The sequence below is a fragment of the Pseudonocardia sp. DSM 110487 genome (assembly GCF_019468565.1).
GTDB lineage: Bacteria > Actinomycetota > Actinomycetes > Mycobacteriales > Pseudonocardiaceae > Pseudonocardia.
Window position 1 is genome coordinate 3207021 of the sequence record NZ_CP080521.1, and the last position, 25322, is coordinate 3232342.

Here is a 25322-nt window from a genome sequence, read left to right on the forward strand (position 1 = left end):
CATGGCCACGCAGGTTCTGCCCGACGTCGACACCCGGCCCGAGGGCACGGACACCACGGGCGACGACACGCCCAAGATGTTCCACTACGTCAAGAAGGCCAAGATCGCGGAGAGCGCGGTGCTCGGCACGATGGTGGTGGCGCTCTGCGGCGAGACATTCCCCGTCACCCGATCGCCGAAGCCCGGCTCACCGGTGTGTCCGGAGTGCAAGAAGGTCTTCGACTCGTACCGCAAGGACGACGGCAATGACGGCGGCGGAGACTGAGCGGCCACCCTGTTGACTGACCATCCCGCCGGGGTACCCGGCAGCATGCCGTCCCCGGCCCGGGTCCCCCTGCGCAGCGCGGTTCGCGCGTGGGTCTACGACCGCGTGATCGCCGGAATGACGGCCACCTGGTACCGGAACGTGCTCGCGCGGCTCCCGCACGGTGCCCGCATCCTCGACGTCGGCATCGGTACCGGGGCCGCGCTGGCCCGCTGTGCCGACGTCGTGCGGGCCAAGGAGCTGTCCGTCGTCGGCCTCGACATCGACCCCGACTACCTGGCGTGCTGCCGGGCCGCGCTGGGCCGCGCAGGCCTCACCGAGCACGTCACCCCGGTGCTCGGCTCGGTCTACGACCACCGCGGCGGCCCGTACGACGCCGTGTACTTCAGCGCCAGCCTGATGCTGCTCCCCGACCCGGCCGCCGCCATCGCGCACGTCGCGTCGCTGCTCTCACCGAACGGGCGGCTGTACAGCACGCAGACGTTCCACCATCGCCGATCCGCGGTGCTGGAGTGGGCGAAGCCCCTCGCCCAGCACGTCACCACGATCCACTTCGGGCGGGTCACCTACGAGCACGAGTTCCGCAAGGCCTTCGCCGACGCGGGCCTCGAGCTCGACGAGCTCACCACGATGCGCGGCACCCGCCGCTCGTCCTACCGGCTCGCCGTCGCGCGGGTGCCCGACGCCGCCTAGTGTCACGTGCGAGCACGGTCGATGTCGGACGTTCGGTACTCGTCCTCCGGGACGCCCGCGAGCCGCGACGGCTGCAGCTGCGCTCCCAGCCCGTAGAACCGCTGGAAGCTCATGATGAGCGGGCGCCATCGATCCGGGTCGATGCGGTTCTCCGACCCGGTGGCGCGGATGTCGTCGTGCACCCACACGCGGACGACGCGCACCTCGATGCACTTCGCCTTCCGGACGCCGATCCCGTGTGCGGCCTCGACAACGGCCTCCATGGCGACCGGGCACTCCGCGGCCCGCGGCGCCGACACCACCTCGGACGGCACCGGCGTGAGGCCGGCCCATCCGAACTTGTCGGCGAGGTGGCGGTAGCCGCGCTGCCGCTTGTGGTCCGGCACGGGGTCGGAGCCCGTGGTGAGCGCGATCCGGTCAACGGCGTCGACCTGGTCCGCGGAGGGCAGGTTGAGCACGCACTCACCGGTGCGCATCAGGTTCTCCGTCGTCCTCGAGGTGCCGTCAAGGCCGAGGATGCCACGCCAGCCCAGCCAGAAGGCCGACGACATGGGCGCCAGATTCGCGGCGCCGTCGACGTTGGTGGACGAGACGAGCACGACCGGGGTACCGAGGTAGAGGATGCTCGGCTCGATCGCGGTGTGGCAGTCCAGCGGGGCCGCTGTCGTCGTCATGCACTCCACGGTGCAGCGCGCACACCGTCGTTTCTGGCGGGAATCCGTCGCTCACAGGCCGGCGTCTAGCGGCCCAGCACGTACGCGCCCGGCGCGGGTGCCAGCGCGTGCATCCCGCGGCCGCCGAGCTCCGGCGGGGCGTCCTGCAGCGGGCCGCTACGTGCGGCCAGCCACGTGAGGTGGTCGGTCCACCAGGATCCCGGCTGATCCTCGGCCTCGGCGAGCCAGCGACCGGGCTCGCCGGGCACCGCGCACGCCGCCCGGAAGCCCGCCCCGACGCCGCCCGGCGGGCTCACCAGCGACGCGGCATGCCCGCCCGTCGCGAGCACGAACCGGCAGGTGCCCCCGAACAGCCCGGCTGCCGCGTACGCGTCACGCCATGCCGTGACGGGGTCGGCCGCGCCGGCCACCAGGTAGCAGTCGCGGTCGACCTTTGCCAGGTCCAGCGGCGTGTCGAGCAGGCTGGCCGCGCCCGGCACCGAGAGCGGCGCCCGCAGCGCGACGTCGACGAGGTCGCGGTGCAGGCCGGCGGGCGCACGGGTGGTGTCGGTCAGCCAGAACAGCACCTCCGACGGCGGAGGGTCCTCGCCGCACAGGTACGAGCGCACGGCCTGGGGCCACAGGAGGCTGTCGGGCGCCCGCAAGGCCAGCTCGGCGAGCAGTGGACGGGCGTCAAGGTGACCGGAGCGCTCCGACTCCGCGACGGCCGCCTGTGCCGCGATCGGGTTCGGCGGCACGGAACGGGCGTCGAGCACGGTGCCGGCCAGGGTCACGGCCGCGACCCGGTGCTGGCCACCCGTGGCGGCCAGGTGGGCGAGCAGCATCGCGGTGATCGTGCCGCCCGCGCCGAACGCCATCAGGGACGAACAGTGGGTGCGGGAGACGTGCTCGGTGGCGTCCATCGCGTCGAGCAATGACTGGCCGTACGTGTCGACGTCCCAGTGCGCGTGGGCGCCCTCCGGGTTGCGCCACGAGAGGGCGAACACCTGCACACCGGCCTGCACCAGGTGCTCGACGATGCTGCGGCCGGGCGCGAGGTCGGCGAGGTAGAAGCGGTTCAGCACCGGCGGTACGACGAGGAGCGGCACCTCGTGCACGAGCTCGGTCTGGGGCAGGTACTGGATGAGCTCGAAGACCGGCGTGCGCAGCACGACGGCGCCCGCTGTCGCACCGACGTCGGCGCCCACCTCGAACCCGCCCGCGGCCGCGGGAACGGGGGTGCGCGGCGCGACGGCCATGTCGCTGACGAGCTTGCGGACGCCGCGCACCGCGCTCGTCCCGCCCGTGTCGACCGCCGCGCGCCACACCGCCGGGTTCAACGGGGACGTGCTCGGGGACAACGCGCCGGACAGCACCGCCACGGCGGCGCGCAGCCGGGCCTCGTCGGCCGTGTCGAGCCCGGCGTCGGACACGAGCGCGTCGGCGGTGGCGCTCGCCGCGAGGTGTGCCTGTGCGAGTCGGCGCAGGAGCGGGTTGCGCGTCCACGCGGGGTCGGCGTAGCGCTCGTCGTCCGCTTCCGGCACCAGCCGGGAGCGACCGGCGCCGATCCGGGCCAGCTCGGCCGCGAACCCCACGCCGTGGCGGGCGATCGCCGCGGGCCGGGCCGCGAGCGCCGCGGCCATCCGCAACGCCGAACCCCCGGACAGCAGCCCCAGCGGGCCGGGGTGCCCTTCGGCGATCAACGCGTCCAGCCCGGTGGCCGCCGCCTCAGCGGCAGCCGGCGCGGGCGGGTGCGGGTCGGTCATCGTGGACTCCTCGGTACCGGCAGGGGGCTGCCGGAGCATCGTCCCAGCTGAAGTCCCGGGGGCAAGTCATCGCTCACCCGGTCAGGGGGACACCGGCGGCCGCTCCCAGGATGCACCATCGGCGGGTCCCCCCGGTCCCGTGGGCGGCGACCGTTAACCTGATCGACGCCCCCGCTGCCGCCCCGCGCCATCAACGGTGACGCCGCGGGTCCCCTCGGTGCAGGGCCGTTCCCGAGCAGTCGAGACGTCAGGGAGATGTGTGTCCGCGCCGACCCCTCAGGCCCAGCAGATCGCTCCCTCCGCGCGGCCGCTGCGCGCCTGGCAGCGCAGTGCACTAGCCCGCTACCTTGCCGCCGCACCGAAGGACTTCCTCGCCGTCGCCACGCCCGGCGCGGGAAAGACCACGTTCGCGCTGCGCGTGGCCTCCGAGCTGCTGAGTGACCGCGTGATCGACGCGATCACCGTGGTCGCGCCCACCGAGCACCTCAAGCACCAGTGGGCGGGCGCGGCCGCCGGCGTCGGCATCGCGCTGGACCCCGACTTCCGCAACTCCACCGGCGCTACGTCGTCGGACTACCGGGGCATCGCCATCACCTACGCAGGCGTGGCCTCCCACCCCCTCCTGCACCGTGCCCGCACCGAGAACCGGCGCACGCTGGTGATCCTCGACGAGGTGCACCACGCCGGCGACGCCCGCTCGTGGGGCGACGGGGTGAAGGAGGCCTTCGACGGTGCCACGCGGCGGCTCACCCTCACCGGGACCCCGTTCCGCAGCGACGACAACCCGATCCCGTTCGTCGACTACCTCCCGGACTCCGACGGGAGCCTGCGCAGCCGCGCCGACCACTCCTACGGGTACGCCGAGGCCCTCGCAGACGGCGTTGTGCGGCCGGTCGTGTTCCTCGCCTACTCCGGCACGTCGAGCTGGCGTACGAGCGCAGGCGAGGAGATGAGCGCCCGGCTCGGCGAGCCGATGACCGCCGAGCAGACGGCCAGGGCATGGCGCACCGCGCTCGACCCGGCAGGCCAGTGGATCCCGGCGGTGCTGAAGGCCGCCGACCGGCGGCTCACCGCCCACCGCAACGGTGGGATGCCCGACGCGGGCGGACTCGTGATCGCCTCGGACCAGACCACGGCGCGCGCCTACGCGGAGATCCTCACCCGCGAGACCGGCACCGCTCCGGTCGTCGTGCTGTCCGACGAGCCCGGCTCCTCGGCGCGGATCGAGCGGTTCTCGGAGTCGGACGACCGCTGGATGGTCGCGGTCCGGATGGTCTCCGAGGGCGTCGACGTGCCGCGCCTCGCCGTCGGCGTGTATGCCACGAGCGCATCCACCCCGCTGTATTTCGCCCAGGCCATCGGCCGGTTCGTGCGGTCGAGGCGGCCGGGGGAGACGGCGTCGGTGTTCGTGCCGAGCGTGCCGGTGCTGCTGGGCCTCGCGAGCGAGCTGGAGGCCCAGCGCGACCACGTGCTCGGCAAGCCACACCGGGCCGACGAGCAGTGGGACGACGAGCTGCTCGCCCGCGCCCAGCGTCAGGAGGACGAGCCGGGGGAGGACGAGAAGTCGTTCACCGCCCTCGGCGCGGAGGCGGAGCTGGACCAGCTGATCTACGAGGGCACGTCGTTCTCCGCCGACGAGGAGGACTACCTGGGTCTGCCCGGCCTGCTCGAGCCCGAGCAGGTGCGCACGCTGCTCAACCAGCGGCAGAAGGAGTGGATGACCCGCTCCCAGAAGAAGGCGCCCGCGGTGCCCCCGCCGCCTCCGGCCGAGCGCCCCCAGCTGACCGTTCGCGAGCAGCTGAACAAGCTCCGCAAGGAGCTCAACACCTTGGTGGCCCTGTACCACCACCGCACAAACAAGCCGCACGGTGTGATCCACAACGAGCTGCGAACGGCCTGCGGCGGCCCGCCCACCGCCATGGCCAACATCGAGCAGCTCGAGGAACGCATCGCCACCCTCCGCTCCTGGCGCTGACCCCGCGAGTCGCGCTCTGAGAGCGCGCGAGTCGCGGTGGGGGTGGAGGTACGACGACGGGGCGGGGACCGTGTGGTCCCCGCCCCGTCGCGGCGTCGGATCTGGCCGGCCGGAGCCGGCCTGGTCAACTGCCGGACTGCACGTCGATTTCCAGTTCGCGGAGCTTGTCGGCGTGGGCCCGCGCGTGGTGACCGCAGAACAGCAGTTCGCCGCCCTTCGGCAACACGGCCCGGACCTTTGCGGCCGCTCCGCACCGGTCACAGCGGTCAGCGGCGGTCAACGCGGGCCGGGTCAGGGTTCCTGGCTGCATAGCGGTCTCCCTCCGTCTCGACCCCGGGCGGTGGACCCAGGATCGCTAGCTGTGACGACCGCTTGCGCGGTGCGCCCACTCTCCCAGACGTTCAGCACCCCTGCACGTGTTCCCGTGGCGCGTCGCGACGGACATCACGCTCGACCGAGTGACCGAGACATCCTCGCGGTGGCGCTGCGGTGGCTCCTGCAGATCCAGTTGACTACGAGTGAATGATGCGTCCCCTCACCGGATGCCGCAACACGACCCGTGTAAACACTTCTGACGAGCTGACTACGCTGAGCACACGTGCGTAGTGGTGTGGCAACCCGGGTCCCGGCGCCCGTCCTGTTCGTCGTCGGCGCCCTCTCGATGTACATCGGCGCCGCGCTCGCCGTCGCGCTGTTCGAGCGGCTGCCGCCCGCCGCCGTCGCTGTGCTGCGTCTGCTCGGGGCCGCGGTGGTGCTACTGGCATGGCGGCGGCCGCCGCGGTCGGCGTGGCGCGGGGTCCGGTTCTGGCGCGCCGCGGCGTTCGGGCTCGCCACCGCGCTGATGAACGTCGCGTTCTACGAGGCCATCGCGCGGCTGCCGCTCGGCACGGCCGTGGCCATCGAGTTCTGCGGCCCGGTGGCCGTCGCGGCGGCGGCCTCGCGCCGCCCACGGGACATCGCCGCGGTGCTGTTCGCCGCCGTCGGTGTGCTGCTCATCGCGGATGTGCGCTGGTCAGGCAGCCCTTCGGGGCTGCTGTGGGCGCTCGGGGCGGCCACGATGTGGGCCGCGTACATCGTGCTGGGCAAGCGCGTGGCGTCCGGCGGCAACGGCCTCGACGACATGACGGTCGGCTTCGCGGTGGCGGCCGTCGTGCTCTCACCGCTGCTCTTCGTGGGCGGGACGGGGCCGCTCTCCGCGCTCGCGGACCCGCTCGTGCTCGTGCTCGCGGTGGGCGTCGGGGTGCTGTCCAGTGTGGTTCCGTACGTGCTCGACCAGGTCGTCCTGCGCCGTCTGGGGCAGGCGCGGTTCGCCGTGCTGCTCGCTCTGCTGCCGGCCACTGCGACCGTCGTCGGCCTGATCGGGCTGGCACAGGTCCCGACACCGCTGGAGTTCCTCGGCATCGCGGCCGTCGTTGCCGCCGTCGCACTGCGGTCCCGGGACGGGGACGCACCGGAGACGGTGGGCCGAACGGGAGGCTGACCACGCTCCGTAGTGGCCGCGCTCTCACGATCCGTCATGCGGTTCCGCCTGATCGAGTGACGGGGAGACGGTCGGGTGAATCTCGATCGCGCCCGTGACGCGGCGGTGTCCGGTCACTCACGGGTTGTGCGCGGAAGTGCGTCCGCGACAACAAATACGGGTGCGTGAGACCGAAATGTGACCCTTCGCCGCCAACTGTAACGATTCAGTGTGCTTGGCGCCACCCTGATCGGGGCCATACGTTGTCGGTCACAACATTCCCCGCAGCTGTGGAAGGACGACCATGCGCATCAGGAGAACCGCGCTCGCGGCCGCAGGGCTCGGTCTTGCCCTCGTACTCGCCGCATGTGGTCAGAACGTTGCCGCCCCCTCGGCGCCCGCCCAGAGCGAGGCGCCGGCCGGCGGGGTCAAGGTCGGCGTGATCCTCCCGGAGACCGAGAGCTCGGCCCGCTGGGAAGGCTTCGACAAGCCGCTCCTGGAGGAGGCGATGCGAGCCGAAGGCCTCGACGCCGACATCCAGAACGCCCTCGGCGACGAGCAGAAGTTCTCCACGCTGGCCGACAGCATGATCGCGAGCGGTGTCAAGGTCCTCGTGATCGCCTCGATCAGCAGCGAGTCGGGCTCGACCGTCGCGGCGAAGGCCAAGGCGCAGGGCATCCCGACCATCGACTACGACCGCCTCAACCTCGGCGGCTCCAGCGACTACTACGTGTCGTTCGACAACGAGAAGGTCGGCCAGCTGCAGGGCGAGGGCCTGGTCCAGGGCCTGGCGGCCAAGGGCGTGGCGAACCCGCAGGTCATCGAGCTCGAGGGCGCCCCGACCGACAACAACGCCACGCTGTTCTACAACGGCCAGCAGCGGGTGCTCGGGCCGAAGTACCAGGCCGGCGAGTACAAGCTCGTGCAGAGCCAGAAGACCGAGGACTGGGACAGCCAGATCGGCGGCACCCTGTTCGAGCAGATCCTCACCGGCAACGGCGGCAAGGTCGACGGCGTCGTCGCGGCCAACGATGGCCTCGCGGGCGCGGTCATCACCGTCCTCACGAAGTACGGACTCAACGGCCAGGTCCCGGTCACCGGCCAGGACGCCACCCCGGACGGCCTGCAGGCGATCCTGCGCGGCGACCAGTTCATGACCGTGTACAAGCCGATCAAGCAGGAGGCCGAGGCCGCCGCCAAGCTCGCCGCCGCGCTCGCGAAGGGCGACACCGCCGCCGCCGACGCGCTCGCCACCGACTCGGTCGACGACCCGCAGGGCAACCGCCAGGTCAAGTCGGTGCTCCTCGAGCCGCAGCTGATCACCCGGGACAACGTCAAGAAGGTGATCGACGACGGCCAGGTCAAGGGCTCCGAGATCTGCGTCGCCGAGACCACCGCGGCATGCCAGGAGCTGGGGATCAGCGCCAGCTGAGAAACGACGGTCGTGAGTGGATACGCGTGCTCCAGCACGCGTATCCACTCACGAGCACCGGAGGTGCACCATGAGTGAACCGATCCTGCAGCTGCGCGGGGTCAACAAGAGTTTCGGCGCCGTGCAAGTGCTGCACGACGTCGACTTCGACGTGCGGGCGGGCGAGGTCACCGCGCTCGTCGGCGACAACGGGGCTGGCAAGTCGACGCTGGTCAAGTGCGTGGCCGGGATCCACCCGATCGACAGCGGCGAGATCCGCTTCGCCGGCGAGCCGGTGGCGATCCACGGCCCGACCGACGCGTCCCACCTGGGCATCGAGGTCGTCTACCAGGACCTCGCGCTGGCCGACAACCTCGACATCGTCCAGAACATGTTCCTCGGGCGGGAGCGGGGCAAGGCGTGGCTGCTCGACGAGGCCGACATGGAGCAGGCGGCCCGCCGCACGCTCGCGTCGCTGTCGGTGCGCACCGTCACATCGGTGCGGATGCCGGTGGCGGCGCTCTCCGGCGGTCAGCGCCAGACCGTGGCCATCGCCAAGGCCGTTCTGTGGGACTCCAAGGTCGTGCTGCTGGACGAGCCGACGGCCGCGTTGGGCGTCGCGCAGACCCGGCAGGTGCTCGACCTGGTCCGCCGGCTCGCCGAGCAGGGCCTGGGCGTCGTGCTGATCAGCCACAACATGGCCGACGTGTTCGAGGTCGCCGACCGGATCGCCACGCTGTACCTGGGCCGGATGGTCGCGCAGGTGCAGACGAAGGACGTGACGCACGGCCAGGTCGTCGAGCTGATCACCGCGGGCCGGTCGGGCGACCTCGGCCTGCAGCGACCCGAGAGCGTGGTCGTCTGATGCCATCCGAGAAGATCAGCGCAGAGAAGATGCCCGTGGAGGAGACCCAGGTGGAGAAGTCGGCCGGGGCCGCGAGTGCTGCGGAGCGCGCCGCGCCCGCATCGGCGCGGGCGGCCGACTTCGGCATCGACACGACCGCCAGGAGCACCGACGAGGCCATTCGCGCCTATCTGCGCAACCTGCGCAACGGCGACCTGGGTGCGCTGCCCGCCCTGCTCGGGCTGGCGGCCCTGTTCGTGCTGTTCACGGTCCTCGACTCGGGTGGCACGTTCCCGAGCCTGCTGAACCTGGCCAACCTGCTGCAGCAGGGCGCGGGCCAGACGATCATCGCCATGGGCCTGGTGTTCGTGCTGTTGACCGGTGAGATCGACCTCGCCGCCGGCACCGGGTCCGGGCTCGCGGCGGCCGTGATGGCGCTGCACCTGGTGAGCAGCGGCAACCTGCTCGGGGGCATGGGCACAACCGTGTTCCTGCTGTTCCTCGTGGTCACCGTGATCGCGATCGCGCTCGCGCTGATGCTGCGCATCTGGTTCGGCGCCGTGCTCTCGGCCGTGGCGCTGGTACTGATGCTGGTCGGGTTCCCGCCGAACCCGTGGCTGGAGATGCTGCTGGCCGTGTGCGTCGGCGTGACGATCGGCTGCCTCACCGGGTTCGCCGTCGCGAAGCTCGGCATGCCCTCGTTCGTGGTGACGCTCGCGCTGTTCATCGCGTGGCAGGGCGTGATCCTGCAGCTGATCGGCGACGGCGGCACGCTGGGCCTGCGCGACCCGGTGATCATCGCGGTGGCCAACGGCAACCTGTCGACGCTCGCCAGCTGGCTGCTGTTCGTGATCGGTGCGGGCGGCTACGCGGCCGTGCTGCTGAACCGGCAGCGGTCGCGGCGCAAGCTCGGGCTGGTGGCCCAGCCGACCGGCCTGGTGTTGCTCAAGGTCGGCGCGGTCGTGGTGCTCGCCGCCGTGGCGACGTTCCTGCTCACGCTCGACCGCTCGCCGGGCACCACGGCGATCGCGGGCGTGCCGTACGTGGTACCGGTCGTGCTCGTGCTGCTCGTGGCCGGCACGTACGTGCTCGACCGGACGCGCTTCGGCCGGCACGTCTACGCGGTCGGCGGCAACCGGGAGGCCGCGCGCCGGGCGGGCATCGACGTCACACGCGTGCGGGCGACCGTGTTCGTGATCGGTGCGGCGTGCGCGGCGATCGGCGCGATCGTCTACTCCTCGAAGGTGGGTTCGGTGTCCCCGGCCGCCGGTGGCGGTAACACGCTGCTGTTCGCCGTGGGCGCCGCGGTGATCGGCGGCACGTCCCTCTTCGGCGGGCGCGGACGCGTCAGCAACGCCGTGATCGGCGGTGCGGTGCTCGCCACCGTGAACAACGGCCTCGGCCTGCTCGGCCAGCCGGCGTCGGTGGTTTTCCTCGTCAACGGCCTGGTTCTCCTGCTCGCCGCGGGTGTCGACGTGCTGTCGAGGCGGCGGTCGGCGGTCGCCGGCAGGTGAGTCGCACGTGGGGCGGTGACGGTGGCGGCGGGGCGCCTGCCCTCACGGCAGGTGCCCGGCCCGACGAGGCCCGTCGGCACAACCGAGCCGCCCTGCTCCGGCGCCTGCACGTCGCCGGGCCCTGCACGCGTGCCACGCTCGCCGCCGAGCTGGGGCTCAACCGCAGCACGATCAAGGCGGTGGTCGACGGGCTGGCCGAGGCCGGGGTCGTCACAGAGGCGGTGCCCGCGCAGCGCAACGGGGCGGGCCGCCCGTCGCTGATGGTGCTGCCCGAGCCGGAGGCGGCCGTGGTGCTCGCGATCGACGTGCGGGTCGAGCAGGTGGCGATGGCCATGGTTGGCATCGGCGGGCAGGTGCTCGGCCGGCACAGCTGGAACCTGCACCACCGCACCCGCACCCCGGGCGAGGTGATCACGCACATTGCGGAGTCGGCGCAGCTGCTCGCCGACGAGCTCGCCGTGGCCGCGCGCGGGGCGGCGGTGTCGGTGCCGGGCGTCGTCCGGCGGGACGACGGGTTCGTGCACGAGGCGCCCAACCTCGGCTGGCGCGACGTCGCGCTCGGCACCCGCCTCGGCGCGGTGCTGCGGATCCCGGTGCAGGTGGCCAACGACGCCGAGCTCGGGGCGCTCGCCGAGCACGTCAGGGGCGAGGCGCACGACGTCGACGACCTCGTCTACATCTCGGCCGACCGCGGCGTCGGCGGCGGGGTGATCGCCGCGGGGCGGCCCATGCGCGGCACCCGCGGCTACGTCGGCGAGATCGGCCATCTCGTCGTCCGGCCCGGCGGGCGGGACTGCTACTGCGGCAACCGCGGCTGCTGGGAGACCGAGGTGGGGGAGGCCGCGCTGTGCCGGGCGCTCGGCCTGCCCGAGGACACCCCGCGGGGCGTGATCGTGGCGGAGCTGCGCTCGCTCGAAACGGCTCCGCTGCCCGGCCCGCTCGACGAGTTCGCCGAGTGGCTCGCGACCGGTCTCGTCACGGTCGTCAACGTGACGGCACCGGACCTCGTGGTCCTCGGCGACCTGTTCACGGCGCTCCCGCCCGCGGTCGTCGACCACGTCCGGACCCAGGTGCACGAGCGGAGCCTGGTGAGCAGGGCCGTCGGCGGCACCCGCATCGAGATCAGCCCGCTCGGCCGCGACGCCAAGCTGGTGGGGGCGGCCGAGCTGGCGTTCGAGCCGGTGCTGGGTGCGGTCTAGTGCGGTGACCACCAACCATCCCCGTTCCTGACGCGAGCCTGGCCGCACCCGCGCCGACACCATGATCCGGCGTATCGGTTGTCCATGGTCGCGACAGCGACCATGGACAACCGATACCGGCAGGTCAGCGCGGCGATCAAGGGCTGATGGTCGCGATCGTAGATCATCTAGCGACCATTTCGCCTTGATCGACGCATTGTCCCCGGAATGGCGGCTTGATCAGTGGTTCGGGGCGTTCCCCGGGTTGCTTTCGCCCGTTTCCGCGCCGAAGCCTTGATCATGGCCGTGAATCCGCCACCGGAGGCCCCTGCGGCCTGGCGGCATGCTGAGGACTCCTCGCCACCGAAGGCCCCTCCCGAGCTCCCGCCTCGACCGAGCGGACCAGATCGTCGTCCGGTGGCGGCTTGGCCGGAGGCTCCTCGGTGAACAGGTCCGGCGGGATCTTCACGGCGCCGACTACACTCTGCTGATACTGTTGGTGCCACCAATGTTGGCGCGACCATCAAAGGAGGCGTCGTGTCCGCTGCCACCCGGATCGCCGACCGCATCGAGATCGCCGACCTGTTCGCCCGCCTGGCCGACCTGCTCGACGAAGGCCGTCATGACGACGCCCACACCGTGTACCACGACGACGTCGTGGTGCGCTCGCCGCGCGGCGGTGAGCTGCACGGCATCGGCGAGGTGACCGCCTACCTGGAGCGGAGCCGGGTCGAGGGGGAGCGCACTCAACACGTGCACGCCGGCGTGCTGGTGGATGTCGACGGGGACCGCGCGCGGGCCACGGCGAACGAGCTCGTGTACTTCTACCGCGACGGCGCACCTCCGCACCGGACGAGCGGCCTGCGCGCGGCCTGCGCCGCGGTGCGGACCCCTTCGGGCTGGCGATTCAGCGAGATACGCATCTCCCTCGCCTGGACGCAGGAGAAGTGACGGCCGACCCCCGATGCGGGACTAGGCGGCGTCCCGGCGGCGCAGGGCGTTGCGGGCCTCGATCTGCTGTGCCGTGGCGATCCGCTCCGCCCGGCCCCTTCCCAGGAAGCTCGCCACCCAGTGCATCAGCGTGGTGACCTTGTTCTTGAAGCCGATCAGGTAGAACAGGTGCACCCCGAGCCACATCAGCCAGCCGAGCAGGCCGCTGAAGTGCAGCTTCCCCACGTTCGCCACGGCGGAGAAGCGGCCGATCGTGGCCATGTTGCCCTTGTCGAAGTACCGGAACGGCGTCGTCACCGGCCGGCCGGTGAGCCGTCCCGCGGTGACCCGGGCGGCGTAGCGGCCGCCCTGCATCGCGACCTGTGCCACGCCGGGCAGGTCGAGGGCGGCCATGTCGCCGACCACGAAGATCTCGGGATGACCGGGGATCGTGAGGTCCGGCTCGACGCGGATCCGGCCGGCGCGGTCGGTCGCGGCCCCGGTGGCCTCGGCGAGGTGGCCGGCCAGCGGAGGGGCCGCGACGCCGGCCGCCCAGATCTTGGTGTGCGCCTCGATGCGTTCCCCGCCCTCGAGCTCGACGCCGCTCGCGTCCACGTCCACCACGCGGGTGGCGAGGCGCACGTCGACGCCCATCCTGGTCAGCTGGCGCCGCGCGTTCACCGATAGCGGCCGGTCGAACGCCGGCAGCACGCGGTCCGCCGCATCGAGCAGGACGACGCGGGTCTCGGCCAGGTCGGCGTGGCGGTACTGGCCCTTCAACGCTCGGTGTGCGAGCTCGGCGATCTGCCCGGCCAGCTCGACGCCGGTCGGGCCCGCACCGATCACGACGAACGTGAGCCAGCGGCGGCGGGCCTCCGGGTCCTCCTCGAGCTCGGCCATCTCGAACGCGTGGAAGATCCGGCTGCGCACCTCGAGGGCGTCGTCGATGTTCTTCAGCGATGGCGCGTGCTCGGCGAACCGCTCGTTGCCGAAGTAGGAGTTGCGGGCGCCCGCCGCCACGATCAGCGTGTCGTACGGCACCCGCCGCTCACGGCCGTCGGGCGCGCTGACGAGCACCGTCCTGTCCTCGACGTCCACGTCGGTGACCCAGCCGAGCCGGACGTCGAGGTCGCGGTGGCGGAGGATCTCCCGGATCGGGGGGGCCACCTCGCCCTCGGACAGGATGCCCGCGGCCACCTGGTAGAGCAGGGGTTCGAAGAGGTGGTAGGTGGTGCCGTTGATCATGGTGACGGCGGCGGGCGCCGAGCGCAGTGCCTTGGCGGCGAACAGTCCACCGAAGCCGGCGCCGACGATCACGACCCGATGCTCTGCGTGTCTCACGTATCAAGGACGGGATACGGCTGCTCGATGTGACAACGCACGCGAATCGAGTGACCCAGGTCAAACGCAACTCGCGTGCACTCACAGCGCGACTCGCGGATGGGGGTGGGGGGTTCTCCCCGTCCGCGAGTCGCGGTCTGGGTGCACGCGAGTCGTGGTCTCGATGCGTGGGCTATCCGCGGTCGGCGACCACGTCGGCGTTCTTGTTGCCGCTCACCTCGTTGGCGTTCGGCGGGGTCACCGGGTCGCCGGTGGTCATGACGCCGGAGCTGTTGTCGGTGATCGTGTTGCCGGTGAGGTCGACCGCACCGCTGGTGTCGACGTACACGCCGTACCGGGCGTTCTCCGCGATGATGTTGTTCTGCACGGAGGTGGCGGTCGACTCGCTGACCACGCGAAGGCCGTCCTGCTGGTTGCCGCGCAGCTGGTTGCCCTCCACCACGTTGCCCTGCGCCAGCTGAGTGATCCCGACGCCGGTCTCGCCGTTGTCGTACACCTCGTTGTTGCGCAGCGTGTTGCCGCCGGACTCGTTGATGTTGATGCCCTGGGACTGGTTGCCGAAGGTCTCGTTGCCCTCGACGAGGTTCCGGTCCGAGCGCAGGTACAGCACGATCCCGTGGTGGGCGTTGCGGTAGACGACGTTGTCGCGGATCACGCTGTCGACGCAGTCCTCGGCGAGGATGATCCCGTGCTTGCCGTTGTCGTGCACGACGTTGCGCTCGATGTCCAGCTTGGTCGATCCGGTGTGCGGGTCGATCCCGTACAGGACGTTGTTGCGGAACTCGTTGTCGAGCACGGACAGGCCGCTCACCTCGTAGGTGTAGAGGCCGTAGTAGAGGTTCGACACGAGGCTGTCGCTGATCCCGCCGCCGGTGCCGGCCGTGCGCCAGGACAGTCCGTAGGACTCCACGTCGCCGTGGCCGAGGTAGTGCAGCTCGGCGTGGCTGATCGTCATCTGGGCGCCGTCGCGGGCGAGCAGGAAGCTGCGGCCGTCGTCGTAGCCGGTGTCGACGGTGCCCTGCGCCTCGTTCCAGGACGTGACGCAGGAGCCGGTGATGTCGAGCTTCCCACCGAGCGCCTCGACCGAGACGAACCGGCCCGGCTCGCTCGCGAGCTTGAGCCACCGGACCTGCGGTGCGCTGATCTGCAGCTCGGCCCCGCCGCGCACGACGAGGTCGGCGCCGAGCTGCCACTCGCCGGGGGCCACCTCGCGCAGTGCGGCGGGATCTCCCACGGCGGACGCGATCGCCGGGAGCGTCACCCCGGTGCCGCCGACGACGTCGATCAGGTTCGTGCTGCGGTCGTACCGGACGTCGAGGCCGGCCGGCGCGGGTGCTGCCGGGGCGTCGGCGGCGGGGGCCTCCTGCACGCACGGCTGCCCAGGGTTGTCGGTGACGGCCGCGGGGACCTGGCGGCGCTCCAGCGGCGGCGGTGTGGGCGCACCACACCCCGCGAGGAGGACCGCTGCGACGGTGCCGGTGACGATCACCTGCACCGCCCGACGGAGGGCCTTCATCACGCCTCCAGCGGGAGTGGTGGGCGGCGGCGCCGGGTGGTGCCGCCGAGACGGCGCTGGCGGTAGGTGTGCAGTTCCTCCAGCACCACTGCGAGGACGATCAGCGGGACGCCGATCGCGCCGAGCAGGTTGAGCGGGGGCAGGCTGAGGTCGTTGGCGCCCTGCTGGTTGATCACGCCGCGCACCGACTCCAGTGCGTGCACGTTGGAGTTGACGAGCGTGAACGGGCTGCCCTCCGCGGTGTTGACGCCCAGTTCCGTCGTGTCGACGGTGACGTCGGACACGTAGACCTGCTCGGGGGAGCGGGAGCGGATCCCCTCCCGGGCGGCGGTGATCGTCGAGTTCGTGATCGTGGCGCCCGCCGCGAGGTCCAGCCCGGTGCCGCCGCCGCTGATCTGCGCGTCGGTGATGCGGGCGTCCGGGGTGAAGCTGCGCACGCCGTCCGACTCGACGTCGTTGACGGCGAGGTCGGTGACGACGAGACCGGACGTGCCTGCCGCGGTGACGAGCCCGTCGTGCCCGCCGTCGAGGGTGAGCCCGGTGAGGCGGACGTCGTGCGCTCCGCGGTCGACGCGCACGCCGGACCGGGAGTCGGACACATGGACGCCGTTCAGCGCGATGTCGGTGCCGTTGACGGCCACGCCTGCCACGCGGGCTCCGCTGAACGTCGAGTTCCTCGCCTCGAGCGTGCTGGTGCTCTTCTCGACGACCAGCCCGCGGGCGCCCCCTGTGGTCTGGACCCCGTCGAGCACGATCCCGGAGCTGTGGACGTGGGTGAACACGCCCATGCGCTGGTCGGTGGCCGTGTAGCCGGTGACCGTGATGTTCGTGGAGCGGGAGATCCGCAGCCCGCCCGCCTGGTCGGCCACGGTGTCGACAGCCGAGACCTCCGTTCCGGTCTCGCCGACGACCGCGACGCCGAAGGCCCCGTTGGCGTTCGTGCTGATGCCGGTGATCGGGCGCCCGCCGCTCTCCCCTGAGACGAGAACGCCGTTCTCGCCGTTGCCGGTGGCGCGGATCCCGCTCATCGCGGTGCCCTGGTCACCGCCCAGCACGAGGCCGTTCTCCGCGGAGTCGGCGACCGTCAGCTGGTCGAGGTGCACGCCCTGGGAGTGGGACAGCTGCACCCCGGTGCTGCCGCGCGCCACGGTGGTGCGCACGAGCGATCCGGTGCTGCCGGTGCGGAACGCCACGGCGGCGGTGCCGCGGTCGTCGGCTCCGGGGGTGTCGTCGGACACGGCGCCGAGGTCGTTGAGCGTGCTGTCTGTGACGTCGAGGCGGCCACCGCCGTTGGCCACGATCGTCGGCCGGCCCTTCGCGGTGGCGGGCAGCGGTTGACCGGTGGCGGGGTCGACCGAGGTGACGGTGATCCCGTTGAGGGCCACCCGGCCGCCGCCGGTGTGGATCGAGGCGGCATCGGACGCGGTGGCGCCACCCACGAGCTGCAGGGTGCGCACGGGGCTGCCGGGGCCGCCGAACTGCAACGCGGTGCTGCGGGTGAGGACGAGAGCGGCGTCGAGCGTTGCGGTGCCGTCGGTGACCTTCAGCCAGTCCGCCGGCAGGGCGCGGTCGAGGTCGGAGATGGTCACGGTGCCGCCTGCCCGGCCGATCTGGCGGGTGACGCGGCCGTCGACGGCCAGGTCGATGCGGAAGTCCCGCACGATCGCCATCCGGTGCGGGCGGCCGCGGGACTCCCACGCCCTGCGCACCGAGGCCGTGGTATCGGGGGTGATCACCTGGGTCGGCTGGGCCGCCGCCTGGGTCGCTGCGGTGTGGGCCACCGCGTGGGTGACGGGCGCGGCGGCCGCGGCCGGGGCGGCCAGCGCGGTGCCTGCCGCGAGCCCCAGTCCGACGGCGGTGGTCATGCCCGTCGCGAGGATCCGCCCGACCCACCGCTTGCTGGTGGTGCCGGTGTTCATGCCGCTGCCCTCCGGAAGGGGATGACGTTGTCGTGGTGGTCGTTGTCGTGGTGATCGTCGTCGTGGTGGTCGGTGCCGGGCTGCTCGACCGAGGTGCGCACGACCTCGCCGTTCTCCACCGCGACCTGGCGCGTGAGCCAGGCCTGCTTGCGGATTGTGACCAGCGCGGTGATCTTGATGATCGCCATCAGCCATGACACGGCCACGTAGCCCAGCACGAAGAAGAAGCTGGACGGCCTGCGCCGGATGTGGGGCGCGAGCTTGGCCGCGCGGCTGACCTGCCACCAGAGCAGCAGCACGCCCGCGAGGATCCAGTTCTGCGTGACGATGGCGAACACCATCGCGGCCGGCCCGAGCAAGAGCGTGAAGCTGCTCAGACCCTTGTCGATCATGGTGTAGGCGAGGAACGGGTGGCGCCACACCCACGGCTTGGACAGCGCCCGCAGGTCCGAGCGCCATGTGTTGCGCGCCCAGCGCAGCCGCTGGCGGAAGAAGGTGCGCCAGCGGTCCGGGAACGTGGACCAGACCTCGGCCGTGCGCTGCATGTAGGTGAGGTGGCCCCGCTCCAGGATCAGCGTGGTGAGCCGCTTGTCGTCGCCGGAGAGCGACTGGACGCCCCAGAACGTCTCGTTCATGAAGTCGTCCTCGATCTCCAGCAGGAGCTCGCGCCGGTAGACGGCGGTGCGCCCGGAGAGACAGGAGACGGCCTTGCCGAGCAGGCTCTGGCTGGCGTTCTCGTCGAAGTAGCGGTGGTCGAGGAACATGTCCGTGATCCGGGCGAGGAAGCCCTTCGACCCGTACACGGACTGCCGGGTGCCCACCCCGCCGATGCGCGGGTCGGCGAACGGCTTGGCCACCTGGGCGGCGACGTCGTCGGCCCAGATCGTGTCGGAGTCGACGAGCGCGACGAGCTCGGTGCTGGCGGCCCGCCACCCCCTGCGGAGGGCGTCGCGCTTGCCCGGCACGTCGGTGATGACAACGGTGACGGGGTAACGGGCCGCGACGTCCTGACAGGTGGTGTCGGACTCGTCGATGACGAGGATGACTTCCTCGACGTCGTTGGCGAGCCACGACTCGATCGCCGCCGCGAAGATCTTCGGGTCTTCCTGGTAGACCGGCACCACGATCGAGATCGGCAGCCGGTGGTCGTTGATCACCGGCTTGTACAGCACCGCGGGGATGCGGCGCACGAGCCATGCGCCCCAGCGGATCAGGCCGAGCACGCCCAGTGGCGTGCCCAGCACGTAGTAGTAGAGGGGCAGGTTCATGCCGACTCGCGCTCCGCGCCCGGGATCGAGCTCTGGCCGCGCAGCTCGCTCGCGTCGGCGTGCGCGACCTTCTCGATCTCGTGGTCGACGATCGCGGCGAGGCGGTCGTTGACCTCCACCACGGCGGACAGCAGCGGCATGTCCACCCCGACGGTGCCGGCGAAGCCGAGGAAGCCCTGGGTGTCCTTGGGCAGGCAGACCCCGCCGTAGGGGGCGCCGCCGCGGATGCCGTACTCGGGGTTGATGGACCCCTCTGCCGAGCGGGCCACGGTGGCGGCGATCGGGTCGAGGTCGAGGCCGATCTTCTGGGCGACCAGCCACATCTCGTTCCAGAAGCTGATCTTGGTGGCGTTGTAGATGTTGTGCGCGGCCTTGATGAACTCGGCCTCGGCCGGGTTGGTGAAGGTGCGCAGCTCGCCGCCGAAGGGGGACAGCAGGGAGCGCAGTCGCTCGACGTTGCGCGGGTCGCGGCTGGCGATGATCGTCATCCACGGGTTGGCGAAGTCCTCGGCGGCAGAGGCCGCGCGCAGGAACTCGGGGTTCGACGCCAGGCCGAAGCCCTCGTTCGCGACCTTCCCCGAGCTCTCCTCCAGGGTGGTCTTGACCAGGCCCTCGGTGGTGCCGGGCGGCACGGTGGAGCGCACGACGACGATGTGCTCGGCCGACGCGTCGGCGATCGCCCGGCCGACGGCGGCGGTGCCCGCGGTGAACGCCGACAGGTCGTAGCGGTGTCCGTCGTTCGGCGTCGGCAGGGTCAGGAAGATCAGTGACTGCGGCTCGTCGGCGAGGTCGATCGCGGTGCGCGCGTCCCAGCCGCGGTCGCGCAGCTCGCGCACCCGGACCTCGTTGATGTCGACGAACGTGACGTCGTGGCCGGCCTTCAGGAAACCTTCACCGGTCGCGGCGCCCACGACACCGGAACCCATGATGAAAATCCTGCTCATTGCTAATTGTCCCCTCTTGACGGGCGACCCGAGGGCAGGCAAGGTTTGCCTCGGATCCGATGGGTATGGCGGAACGTCGGACGTCGTCGTCCGCCGGGATCAGTTCGACCCGTGGTCGTCATCGACCGGGCACACCGGCGTGCTCGAACAATCCGTGGGCGACGAGTGCTCGAGCACATCAGTGCAGGTCAAAGCCGATCCTCGGTGCGGCCGTTGCCAGCTCCCGATGAAGTCGTCCGGTGTTGCGCCCCCGCCGGACGGCCCCCGCCACCGGGAGTCGAGGTCGGTCGTAACTTCTACCGCTGACCGGCTGTTCGCCGGTGGAACCCTACGCGATAAACACTATCTCAACGTCCCCTGAGATTGTCTCAGATTTGTGGTCACGCTGTGTCCGGCAAGGGTCACCGGCGGCGACTCGAACGGGTCATTTCGGACCCGTTCCGACGGTTCCAACGCCGCGAGGAGCAGGAATGTTCCCCCGGCCGGGTGAGTGCAGCCGGGTGACGGGGAAGGTGTGATCCGCCGCACGGCGACCGCCCACCTCAGTGGGCAGGCCGCGGCGCGAGCACGTATTCTCGCCCGAAACCCACGGGAGCCTCGCGATCCGAGGCTGAGAGGGCGGCAGGACCGGCCGCCGACCGTTCGCACCTGACCCGGTTAGTACCGGCGTAGGGAGGAACTCGTGAGACCCGTTCGCGCATCCCGGATCCTCGCCGCCCTCGGGGCGGCACTCGCCCTGCTGGTGGCGGGTTGCGGATCCGGAGGCGGCCCGGAGCCGATCCGCGTGGCGCTCGACTGGACCCCGAACACCAACCACACCGGCCTATTCGTGGCCCAGCAGGAGGGCTGGTTCCGCGAGGCGGGCCTCGACGTGCAGTTCCTGCCGTACAACAACACCTCGCCCGACACGCTCGTGTCCTCCGGCGCGGCCGAGTTCGGCGTCTCCTTCCAGGACTCGTTCACGTTCTCGAAGGCGGCGGGCGCCGAGATCACATCCGTGATGGCCGTGCTGCAGCACTGGGCCACGCAGATCGCGGTGCGGGCGGACCGCGCCGACATCACGTCCCCGCGCGACCTGGACGGCAAGACGTACGGCGGGTTCGGCGCGGCGTACGAGGAGCCCAAGATGCGGGCCGTCATCCAGGACGCGGGCGGCACGGGCACGTTCCGGACGGTCGTGCTGGGCACGGCCGCGTACGAGGCGCTCTACGCGGGCGAGGTCGACTTCACCGAGCCGTTCATCGCGTGGGAAGGCATCGAGGCGGAGCTGCGCGGGCAGCCGCTCAAGACGTTCTCCTACACCGACTACGGGTTCCCGGACGCCTACAACGTGCTGCTCATCGGCAACTCGCCGTGGCTCTCGGCCCACCCCGACCTCGCGGCGAAGTTCGTGCAGGCCGCGCAGCGCGGCTACCAGCTCGCGGCCGACGACCCGGACCGCGCCGCCCAGCTCCTCATGGATGCCAACCCGGGCGCGTTCACCGAACCGGAGCTCGTGACGCGCAGCCAGCACATGCTCGCCGAGCGGTTCCTGCGCGACGAGAACGGCCGCGTGGGCACGCAGACGCCCGAGAAGTGGGCGGGGTACTCGGGATGGGTGTTCGACTCGGGCGCGCTCACCGGACCCGACGGAGCGCCGCTGACCCAGCGTCCCGACTTCTCCACGTGGTTCACCGATGCCTACCTCGCCCCGCCCGCCTGACCGGGGCGACTCGCCCGGACCGACCGCGGGACTCGCCGGGCCCGGCCGCGCGACTCGCCAGGCTGGGACGCCGGACTCACGGGTGTGGGCGCGGGTGGGCCCGCCGGTGGTGCTCGTGGGCCTCGGGCTCGTGGTGTGGCAGTGGTACGTGACCGCGACGGACGTTCGGCCGCAGGTGCTTCCCTCGCCGTTGCGGGTGCTGGAGCAGGGCTGGGCGTTCCGCGACCAGATCTGGGCCAACACGGTGCCGACGCTGCAGGTCACGGCGGTCGGGTTCGCGGTGTCCTTGGCGTTGGGCTGGGCGATCGCGATCGCGGTGGACTTCTCGCCGTGGCTGCGGCGTGCCCTCACGCCACTGCTCGTCGCCTCGCAGACGCTGCCGATCATCGCGATCGCCCCGCTGCTGATCATCTGGTTCGGGTTCGGGCTGTTCCCGAAGGTCGTGGTGATCGCCCTCGTCACGTTCTTCCCGATCACGGTGGGGCTCATCGAGGGGTTCGCCGCCACTGATCGGCAGGCCACGAGCCTGCTGCGCAGCATGGGGGCGTCGCGCTGGCAGCAGTTCCGCTACGTGCGGCTGCCCGGAGCCATGCCCCGGTTCTTCACGGCGCTGCGCATCGGCATCACCTACGCCGTCACGGGCGCGATCTTCGCCGAGTACGTCGGGGCGACGGCCGGCCTCGGCATCTTCATGAGCCTGCAGAAGAACTCCTTCCGCACCGACCTCGTGCTCGCCGCCGTGCTGGTCACGGCCCTGTTGTCGGTGACGCTGTTCCTGCTCACCTACGCCGTCGAACGGCTCGTCGTCCCCTGGTATCGCCGTGGCTGAGGCCAAGCTCGTACTTGACGGCCTGCGCAAGGCGTTCCCCGGCCCACTACAGGTGCTGGACGGGGTGGAGTTCGACGTCGCGCCGGGGGAGTTCGTCTCGGTGATCGGGCCGAGCGGCTGCGGCAAGTCCACGCTGTTCAACGTGATCGCCGGGCTGGACCTCCCGGACGCGGGCCGCGTGCTCGTGGACGGTGAGGACGCCACCGGGCGCGTCGACCACGTCGCCTACATGCCGCAGCGGGACCTGCTGTTCCCGTGGCGCACGGTGCTGGACAACACGACGCTCGGTCTTGAGGTGGCCGGGATGCGGCGGCGGGCGGCGCGGGAGCGGGCCCGCGCGCTGTTCGCGCCCTTCGGCCTCGAGGGTTTCGAGTCCGCGCGGCCGCACGAGCTGTCGGGCGGGATGCGCCAGCGGGCCGCGCTGCTGCGCACCGTTGTGCAGGACAGGGCGGTGCTGCTGCTCGACGAGCCGTTCGGCGCGCTCGACTCGCTCACCCGCACCGACATGCAGACCTGGCTGGAGGAGGTCCGGGCCCGGTTCGGGTGGACGGTCCTGCTGATCACCCACGACATCCGCGAGGCGGCTTTCCTGTCCGACCGGGTCATCGTGCTCGGGCCGCGGCCCACCCGCGTGCGGCGGGAGGTGGCGGTGGACCTGCCCCGTCCCCGTCAGGTGGAGCTGATCACCTCGACGCGGTTCACGGAGGTCGAGGCGGAGCTGCTCTCGGCGTTGCGCGGCGCGCCGTCCTGAACGACGCTCAGCATCTCCTCGTGCAACGCGACGGTGTCGGGGTGGTTCGCGCCGAGCAGCGCGGCCGAGTCGTCGACGGCCTGCCGGTACGCCGCGAGGGCCTCGTCGCCGCGGCCGGCCGCCGCCAAGCAGGCGGCGATGTTCGCCCGCAGCGCGATCGAGTGCTGGCTCCGGGCGCCGTGGGCCTGCTCGGAGTCGTGCAGGGTGACTTCCAGGAGCGTGAGGGCCGCCATCACGTCCCCCGCCGCGGCGCGGGCGAGTGCCATGCCCATCCGGGACACGAGGGTGTCGGGGTGGGCGGGCCCGAGGATCCGCCTGCGGTCCGCTGTGACGCGGTCGGACAGCGTGATCGCCTCGTTCACCTCGCCGACCAGTCGATACGCGCAGGCCATGGCGTCGGCTGCGGTGAGCGTGCGCGGGTCGGCGTCGCCGAACACCCGTACCCGGTCGGCCAGGTTCGCGGCCATCAGATCCAGCCCACGCCGCGAATCGCCCGCGGCGACGCACGCCGCGGCCAGGTTGCCCGCGGCGGTGAGCGTGTGGGGGTGATCGGCGCCGAGCGAGGCGAGACACCCCTCGTACGCGTCCGCGAAGCGCGGGATCGCGTCGGCGGCGCGTCCCACCGCGAAGTAGCTGACACCGTCGGCGTTGCGCGCGGCGAGCCCCGCGACGTCCTCCTGGCCACGCGGGCGGGCGGATCCGCGATCGCGTCCCTCGCGCGACCACCACGCCATCGCCGCCCCTTCCCCCGATTGGTGCGGCCAGACGCTACCGATACGCCTTTCGGCCTCAGAAGCGGGTCCCCACATGCGTCCGGATGCGGCTCGGCCGCATTCGTGGCAGCTACCTCTGACGCAGGCGGGTGGACGCGCGCACCACGAGCTCGGGAGCGAACACCACCTGCTGGTGCTGGTGGTCATCCGGTGCGCGGCGCTCCTCCAGCAGCAGCTCGGCCGCGGTGCGCCCCAGCAGCTGCCGCGGCTGGCTCACCGACGTCAGCGGCACGGCGGCGGCCTCGGCGAACTCGATGTCGTCGTAACCGACGATCGCCAGGTCGTCGGGGACGCGCAGCCCGAGCCGCACCATCTGCTGCAGCAGCCCGAGCGCGAGCAGATCGTTGGCGCAGAACGCCGCCGTGGGGCGGCGCACCGCCGGCATCCCGGCGATCCGCTCGCCCGCCCTGCGGCCCTCGGCGACGTTCAGTGCGGCGGTCTCCATGATGACGAGCTCCGCTCCCGGCGAGCGGGCGACCGCCTTCTCCGCGCCGGTGATCCGGTCGGCCACCTGGCCGATCGCGCGCGGGCCGCCCACGAACGCGATGCGCTGGTGGCCCGTTTCCAGCAGGTGCGTGACGGCGAGGTCGCCGCCCAGCACGTCGTCGACGGCCACCGAACAGCCGTCTGGACCCGCACCCCTGTCGACGATCACCACCGGTGTGCCGCGCCCCGCGAGCGCGCCGATTCGCGGGTCGGCCACGTCGACCGGTGTGATCAGCACGCCCTCCACCCGCTGCTGCTCGAGCAGGTCGAGGAAGCTCGCCTGGCGGCCGGCGCTCTCGGCGCTGTTGCAGAGGAAGAGCGCGAGCCCCGCGCCGTCCGCGGCCTCCTGCACGCCCTCGGCGACGTCGGTGAAGAACGGGTTGGACGTGTCCAGCACGACGTAGGCGAGCGTGCGGCTGCCCCCGCCGCGCAGCTGACGGGCCGACTCGTTGCGCACGAAACCGAGCTCGGCGATCGCGGCCTGCACCCGCTGCCGGGTGCGCTCGCTGACCAGCTCGGGACGGTTGAGCACGTTGGACACGGTCCCGAGCGAGACGCCGGCGCGCAGAGCCACGTCTTTCATGCTCGGGGCGCCCCGAGGGCTCGTCCCCGCCGTCACGCTCGTCGCCTCCCCGGGCCGCTCAAACGGATGGAGTGTAGTGCTCTCCAGCTCACGGGCCTGCCACTAGCGTCGATTGCATGAGCGAACGAGTGATCCGGCAGGCGGTGGTGACTGGCGGCGGCACCGGGATCGGCCGGGCGATCGCCGCGCGCCTGGCCGCCGACGGGGCCGATGTGGTGATCGTCGGCAGGAGGGCCGATGTGCTCGCCACCGCGGCGAAGGAGATCACGTCGCGCCCGGTTTCGTGCCCGACACTGCGTTCACCCACCCCGCCGGCTCCGCAGGCTGCCGTCCCCCGGTGTTCTGAGCCGACCGGCTCACCGAGGGCGTGATGGCGTCGCGCCTCGCCCAGATCCCGATGGCAGGTCGGGCACGCCCGCCGAGGTGGCCGCCGCGGTCGCTCACCTCGCCGCTCCCGACGCTGGGTGGACGACCGGGCAGATCCTGCAGGTCAACGGCGGAACGTTGGTCGGGAGGGGGTGA

24 protein-coding genes and 1 riboswitch are annotated in these 25322 nt (G+C 71.7%); of the genes, 14 read left to right on the forward strand and 10 right to left on the reverse strand.

The annotated features are described in order from the left end of the window. Position 1 precedes the first annotated feature (1 nt). Together K1T35_RS14890 and K1T35_RS14895 are read left to right on the forward strand one after the other, a co-directional pair. Positions 2 to 265, forward strand: coding sequence for a DUF3039 domain-containing protein (locus tag K1T35_RS14890; RefSeq protein WP_220260753.1), 264 nt, complete (start codon positions 2 to 4; stop codon positions 263 to 265). A gap of 45 nt (positions 266 to 310) precedes the next feature. Beyond that, the gene (locus K1T35_RS14895; protein ID WP_220260754.1) at positions 311 to 958 is read left to right on the forward strand and encodes a bifunctional 2-polyprenyl-6-hydroxyphenol methylase/3-demethylubiquinol 3-O-methyltransferase UbiG; all 648 of its coding nucleotides are present in this window, start codon (positions 311 to 313) and stop codon (positions 956 to 958) included. 2 nt (positions 959 to 960) lie between these two features. Here the strand turns inward: K1T35_RS14895 and K1T35_RS14900 are convergent, their stop codons facing one another. Both K1T35_RS14900 and K1T35_RS14905 read right to left on the reverse strand, forming a co-directional pair. Beyond that, positions 961 to 1632 (reverse strand): flavin reductase family protein, encoded by a 672-nt coding sequence (locus K1T35_RS14900; RefSeq protein WP_220260755.1) that lies wholly within the window; start codon positions 1630 to 1632, stop codon positions 961 to 963. Positions 1633 to 1697: 65 nt separating this feature from the next. Then, entirely contained in the window at positions 1698 to 3377 is a 1680-nt protein-coding gene (locus K1T35_RS14905) for an alpha/beta hydrolase (protein WP_220260756.1), read from the reverse strand. A gap of 259 nt (positions 3378 to 3636) precedes the next feature. On the opposite strand from K1T35_RS14905, the gene K1T35_RS14910 reads away from it, so the two are divergent. After that, positions 3637 to 5352, forward strand: coding sequence for a DEAD/DEAH box helicase (locus K1T35_RS14910; protein ID WP_220260757.1), 1716 nt, complete (start codon positions 3637 to 3639; stop codon positions 5350 to 5352). A gap of 124 nt (positions 5353 to 5476) precedes the next feature. On the opposite strand, the gene K1T35_RS14915 is transcribed toward K1T35_RS14910, so the two are convergent. Beyond that, positions 5477 to 5662: a hypothetical protein gene (locus tag K1T35_RS14915; protein ID WP_142104226.1), complete on the reverse strand. Its 186-nt coding sequence runs from the start codon at positions 5660 to 5662 to the stop codon at positions 5477 to 5479. A gap of 351 nt (positions 5663 to 6013) precedes the next feature. Between K1T35_RS14915 and K1T35_RS14920 the strand changes: the two genes are divergently transcribed. The 6 genes from K1T35_RS14920 to K1T35_RS14945 all read left to right on the forward strand — a co-directional run bounded on the left by K1T35_RS14920 (position 6014) and on the right by K1T35_RS14945 (position 12709). Then, entirely contained in the window at positions 6014 to 6832 is an 819-nt protein-coding gene (locus tag K1T35_RS14920) for a DMT family transporter (RefSeq protein WP_220262611.1), read from the forward strand. 283 nt (positions 6833 to 7115) lie between these two features. Continuing rightward, a complete protein-coding gene (locus K1T35_RS14925; protein WP_220260758.1) occupies positions 7116 to 8243 on the forward strand; it encodes a sugar ABC transporter substrate-binding protein in 1128 nt (375 codons plus the stop codon). Positions 8244 to 8313: 70 nt separating this feature from the next. Further along, entirely contained in the window at positions 8314 to 9087 is a 774-nt protein-coding gene (locus K1T35_RS14930; RefSeq protein ID WP_220260759.1) for an ATP-binding cassette domain-containing protein, read from the forward strand. A gap of 29 nt (positions 9088 to 9116) precedes the next feature. Continuing rightward, positions 9117 to 10580: a sugar ABC transporter permease gene (locus tag K1T35_RS14935; RefSeq protein WP_220262612.1), complete on the forward strand. Its 1464-nt coding sequence runs from the start codon at positions 9117 to 9119 to the stop codon at positions 10578 to 10580. Then, complete coding sequence (locus K1T35_RS14940) at positions 10577 to 11779, forward strand: ROK family protein (RefSeq protein WP_220260760.1); 1203 nt, start codon at positions 10577 to 10579, stop codon at positions 11777 to 11779. The genes K1T35_RS14935 and K1T35_RS14940 overlap by 4 nt, the downstream gene beginning before the upstream one ends. 516 nt (positions 11780 to 12295) lie before the next feature. Continuing rightward, positions 12296 to 12709 carry a nuclear transport factor 2 family protein gene (locus tag K1T35_RS14945; RefSeq protein WP_255621901.1) on the forward strand — a complete coding sequence of 138 codons (414 nt, stop codon included), beginning with the start codon at positions 12296 to 12298 and terminating at the stop codon, positions 12707 to 12709. Positions 12710 to 12730: 21 nt separating this feature from the next. Here the strand turns inward: K1T35_RS14945 and K1T35_RS14950 are convergent, their stop codons facing one another. From K1T35_RS14950 to K1T35_RS14970, 5 genes are all read right to left on the reverse strand, one after another. Further along, complete coding sequence (locus tag K1T35_RS14950; protein WP_220260761.1) at positions 12731 to 14005, reverse strand: NAD(P)/FAD-dependent oxidoreductase; 1275 nt, start codon at positions 14003 to 14005, stop codon at positions 12731 to 12733. 196 nt (positions 14006 to 14201) lie between these two features. After that, positions 14202 to 15545 (reverse strand): right-handed parallel beta-helix repeat-containing protein, encoded by a 1344-nt coding sequence (locus K1T35_RS14955; RefSeq protein ID WP_220260762.1) that lies wholly within the window; start codon positions 15543 to 15545, stop codon positions 14202 to 14204. Then, positions 15545 to 17464, reverse strand: a complete 1920-nt coding sequence (locus tag K1T35_RS14960; RefSeq protein WP_220260763.1) for a right-handed parallel beta-helix repeat-containing protein — start codon at positions 17462 to 17464, stop codon at positions 15545 to 15547. Before K1T35_RS14960 ends, K1T35_RS14955 begins: the two co-directional genes overlap by 1 nt. Then, complete coding sequence (locus tag K1T35_RS14965) at positions 17461 to 18732, reverse strand: glycosyltransferase (RefSeq protein ID WP_220260764.1); 1272 nt, start codon at positions 18730 to 18732, stop codon at positions 17461 to 17463. The genes K1T35_RS14960 and K1T35_RS14965 overlap by 4 nt, the downstream gene beginning before the upstream one ends. Beyond that, positions 18729 to 19676 carry a 2-dehydropantoate 2-reductase N-terminal domain-containing protein gene (locus tag K1T35_RS14970; protein WP_220260765.1) on the reverse strand — a complete coding sequence of 316 codons (948 nt, stop codon included), beginning with the start codon at positions 19674 to 19676 and terminating at the stop codon, positions 18729 to 18731. The genes K1T35_RS14965 and K1T35_RS14970 overlap by 4 nt, the downstream gene beginning before the upstream one ends. Before the next feature lie 578 nt (positions 19677 to 20254). Beyond that, a riboswitch (TPP riboswitch) is annotated at positions 20255 to 20368 on the forward strand. On the opposite strand from K1T35_RS14970, the gene K1T35_RS14975 reads away from it, so the two are divergent. From K1T35_RS14975 to K1T35_RS14985, 3 genes are all read left to right on the forward strand, one after another. After that, entirely contained in the window at positions 20359 to 21378 is a 1020-nt protein-coding gene (locus K1T35_RS14975; RefSeq protein ID WP_220260766.1) for an ABC transporter substrate-binding protein, read from the forward strand. (Overlaps the previous riboswitch by 10 nt.) A 94-nt stretch (positions 21379 to 21472) precedes the next feature. Beyond that, the gene (locus K1T35_RS14980; protein ID WP_255621902.1) at positions 21473 to 22207 is read left to right on the forward strand and encodes an ABC transporter permease; all 735 of its coding nucleotides are present in this window, start codon (positions 21473 to 21475) and stop codon (positions 22205 to 22207) included. Beyond that, the gene (locus K1T35_RS14985; RefSeq protein WP_255621904.1) at positions 22200 to 22958 is read left to right on the forward strand and encodes an ABC transporter ATP-binding protein; all 759 of its coding nucleotides are present in this window, start codon (positions 22200 to 22202) and stop codon (positions 22956 to 22958) included. Before K1T35_RS14980 ends, K1T35_RS14985 begins: the two co-directional genes overlap by 8 nt. On the opposite strand, the gene K1T35_RS14990 is transcribed toward K1T35_RS14985, so the two are convergent. Then, on the reverse strand, positions 22877 to 23692 hold the full coding sequence (locus tag K1T35_RS14990; RefSeq protein WP_220260768.1) for a tetratricopeptide repeat protein: 816 nt from the start codon (positions 23690 to 23692) through the stop codon (positions 22877 to 22879). The genes K1T35_RS14985 and K1T35_RS14990 overlap by 82 nt on opposite strands. A 109-nt stretch (positions 23693 to 23801) precedes the next feature. Continuing rightward, complete coding sequence (locus K1T35_RS14995; RefSeq protein ID WP_220260769.1) at positions 23802 to 24800, reverse strand: LacI family DNA-binding transcriptional regulator; 999 nt, start codon at positions 24798 to 24800, stop codon at positions 23802 to 23804. 116 nt (positions 24801 to 24916) lie between these two features. Between K1T35_RS14995 and K1T35_RS48815 the strand changes: the two genes are divergently transcribed. Together K1T35_RS48815 and K1T35_RS48820 are read left to right on the forward strand one after the other, a co-directional pair. After that, positions 24917 to 25171, forward strand: coding sequence for an SDR family NAD(P)-dependent oxidoreductase (locus K1T35_RS48815; protein ID WP_255621905.1), 255 nt, complete (start codon positions 24917 to 24919; stop codon positions 25169 to 25171). A gap of 52 nt (positions 25172 to 25223) precedes the next feature. Further along, positions 25224 to 25322 carry a hypothetical protein gene (locus K1T35_RS48820; RefSeq protein WP_255621907.1) on the forward strand — a complete coding sequence of 33 codons (99 nt, stop codon included), beginning with the start codon at positions 25224 to 25226 and terminating at the stop codon, positions 25320 to 25322.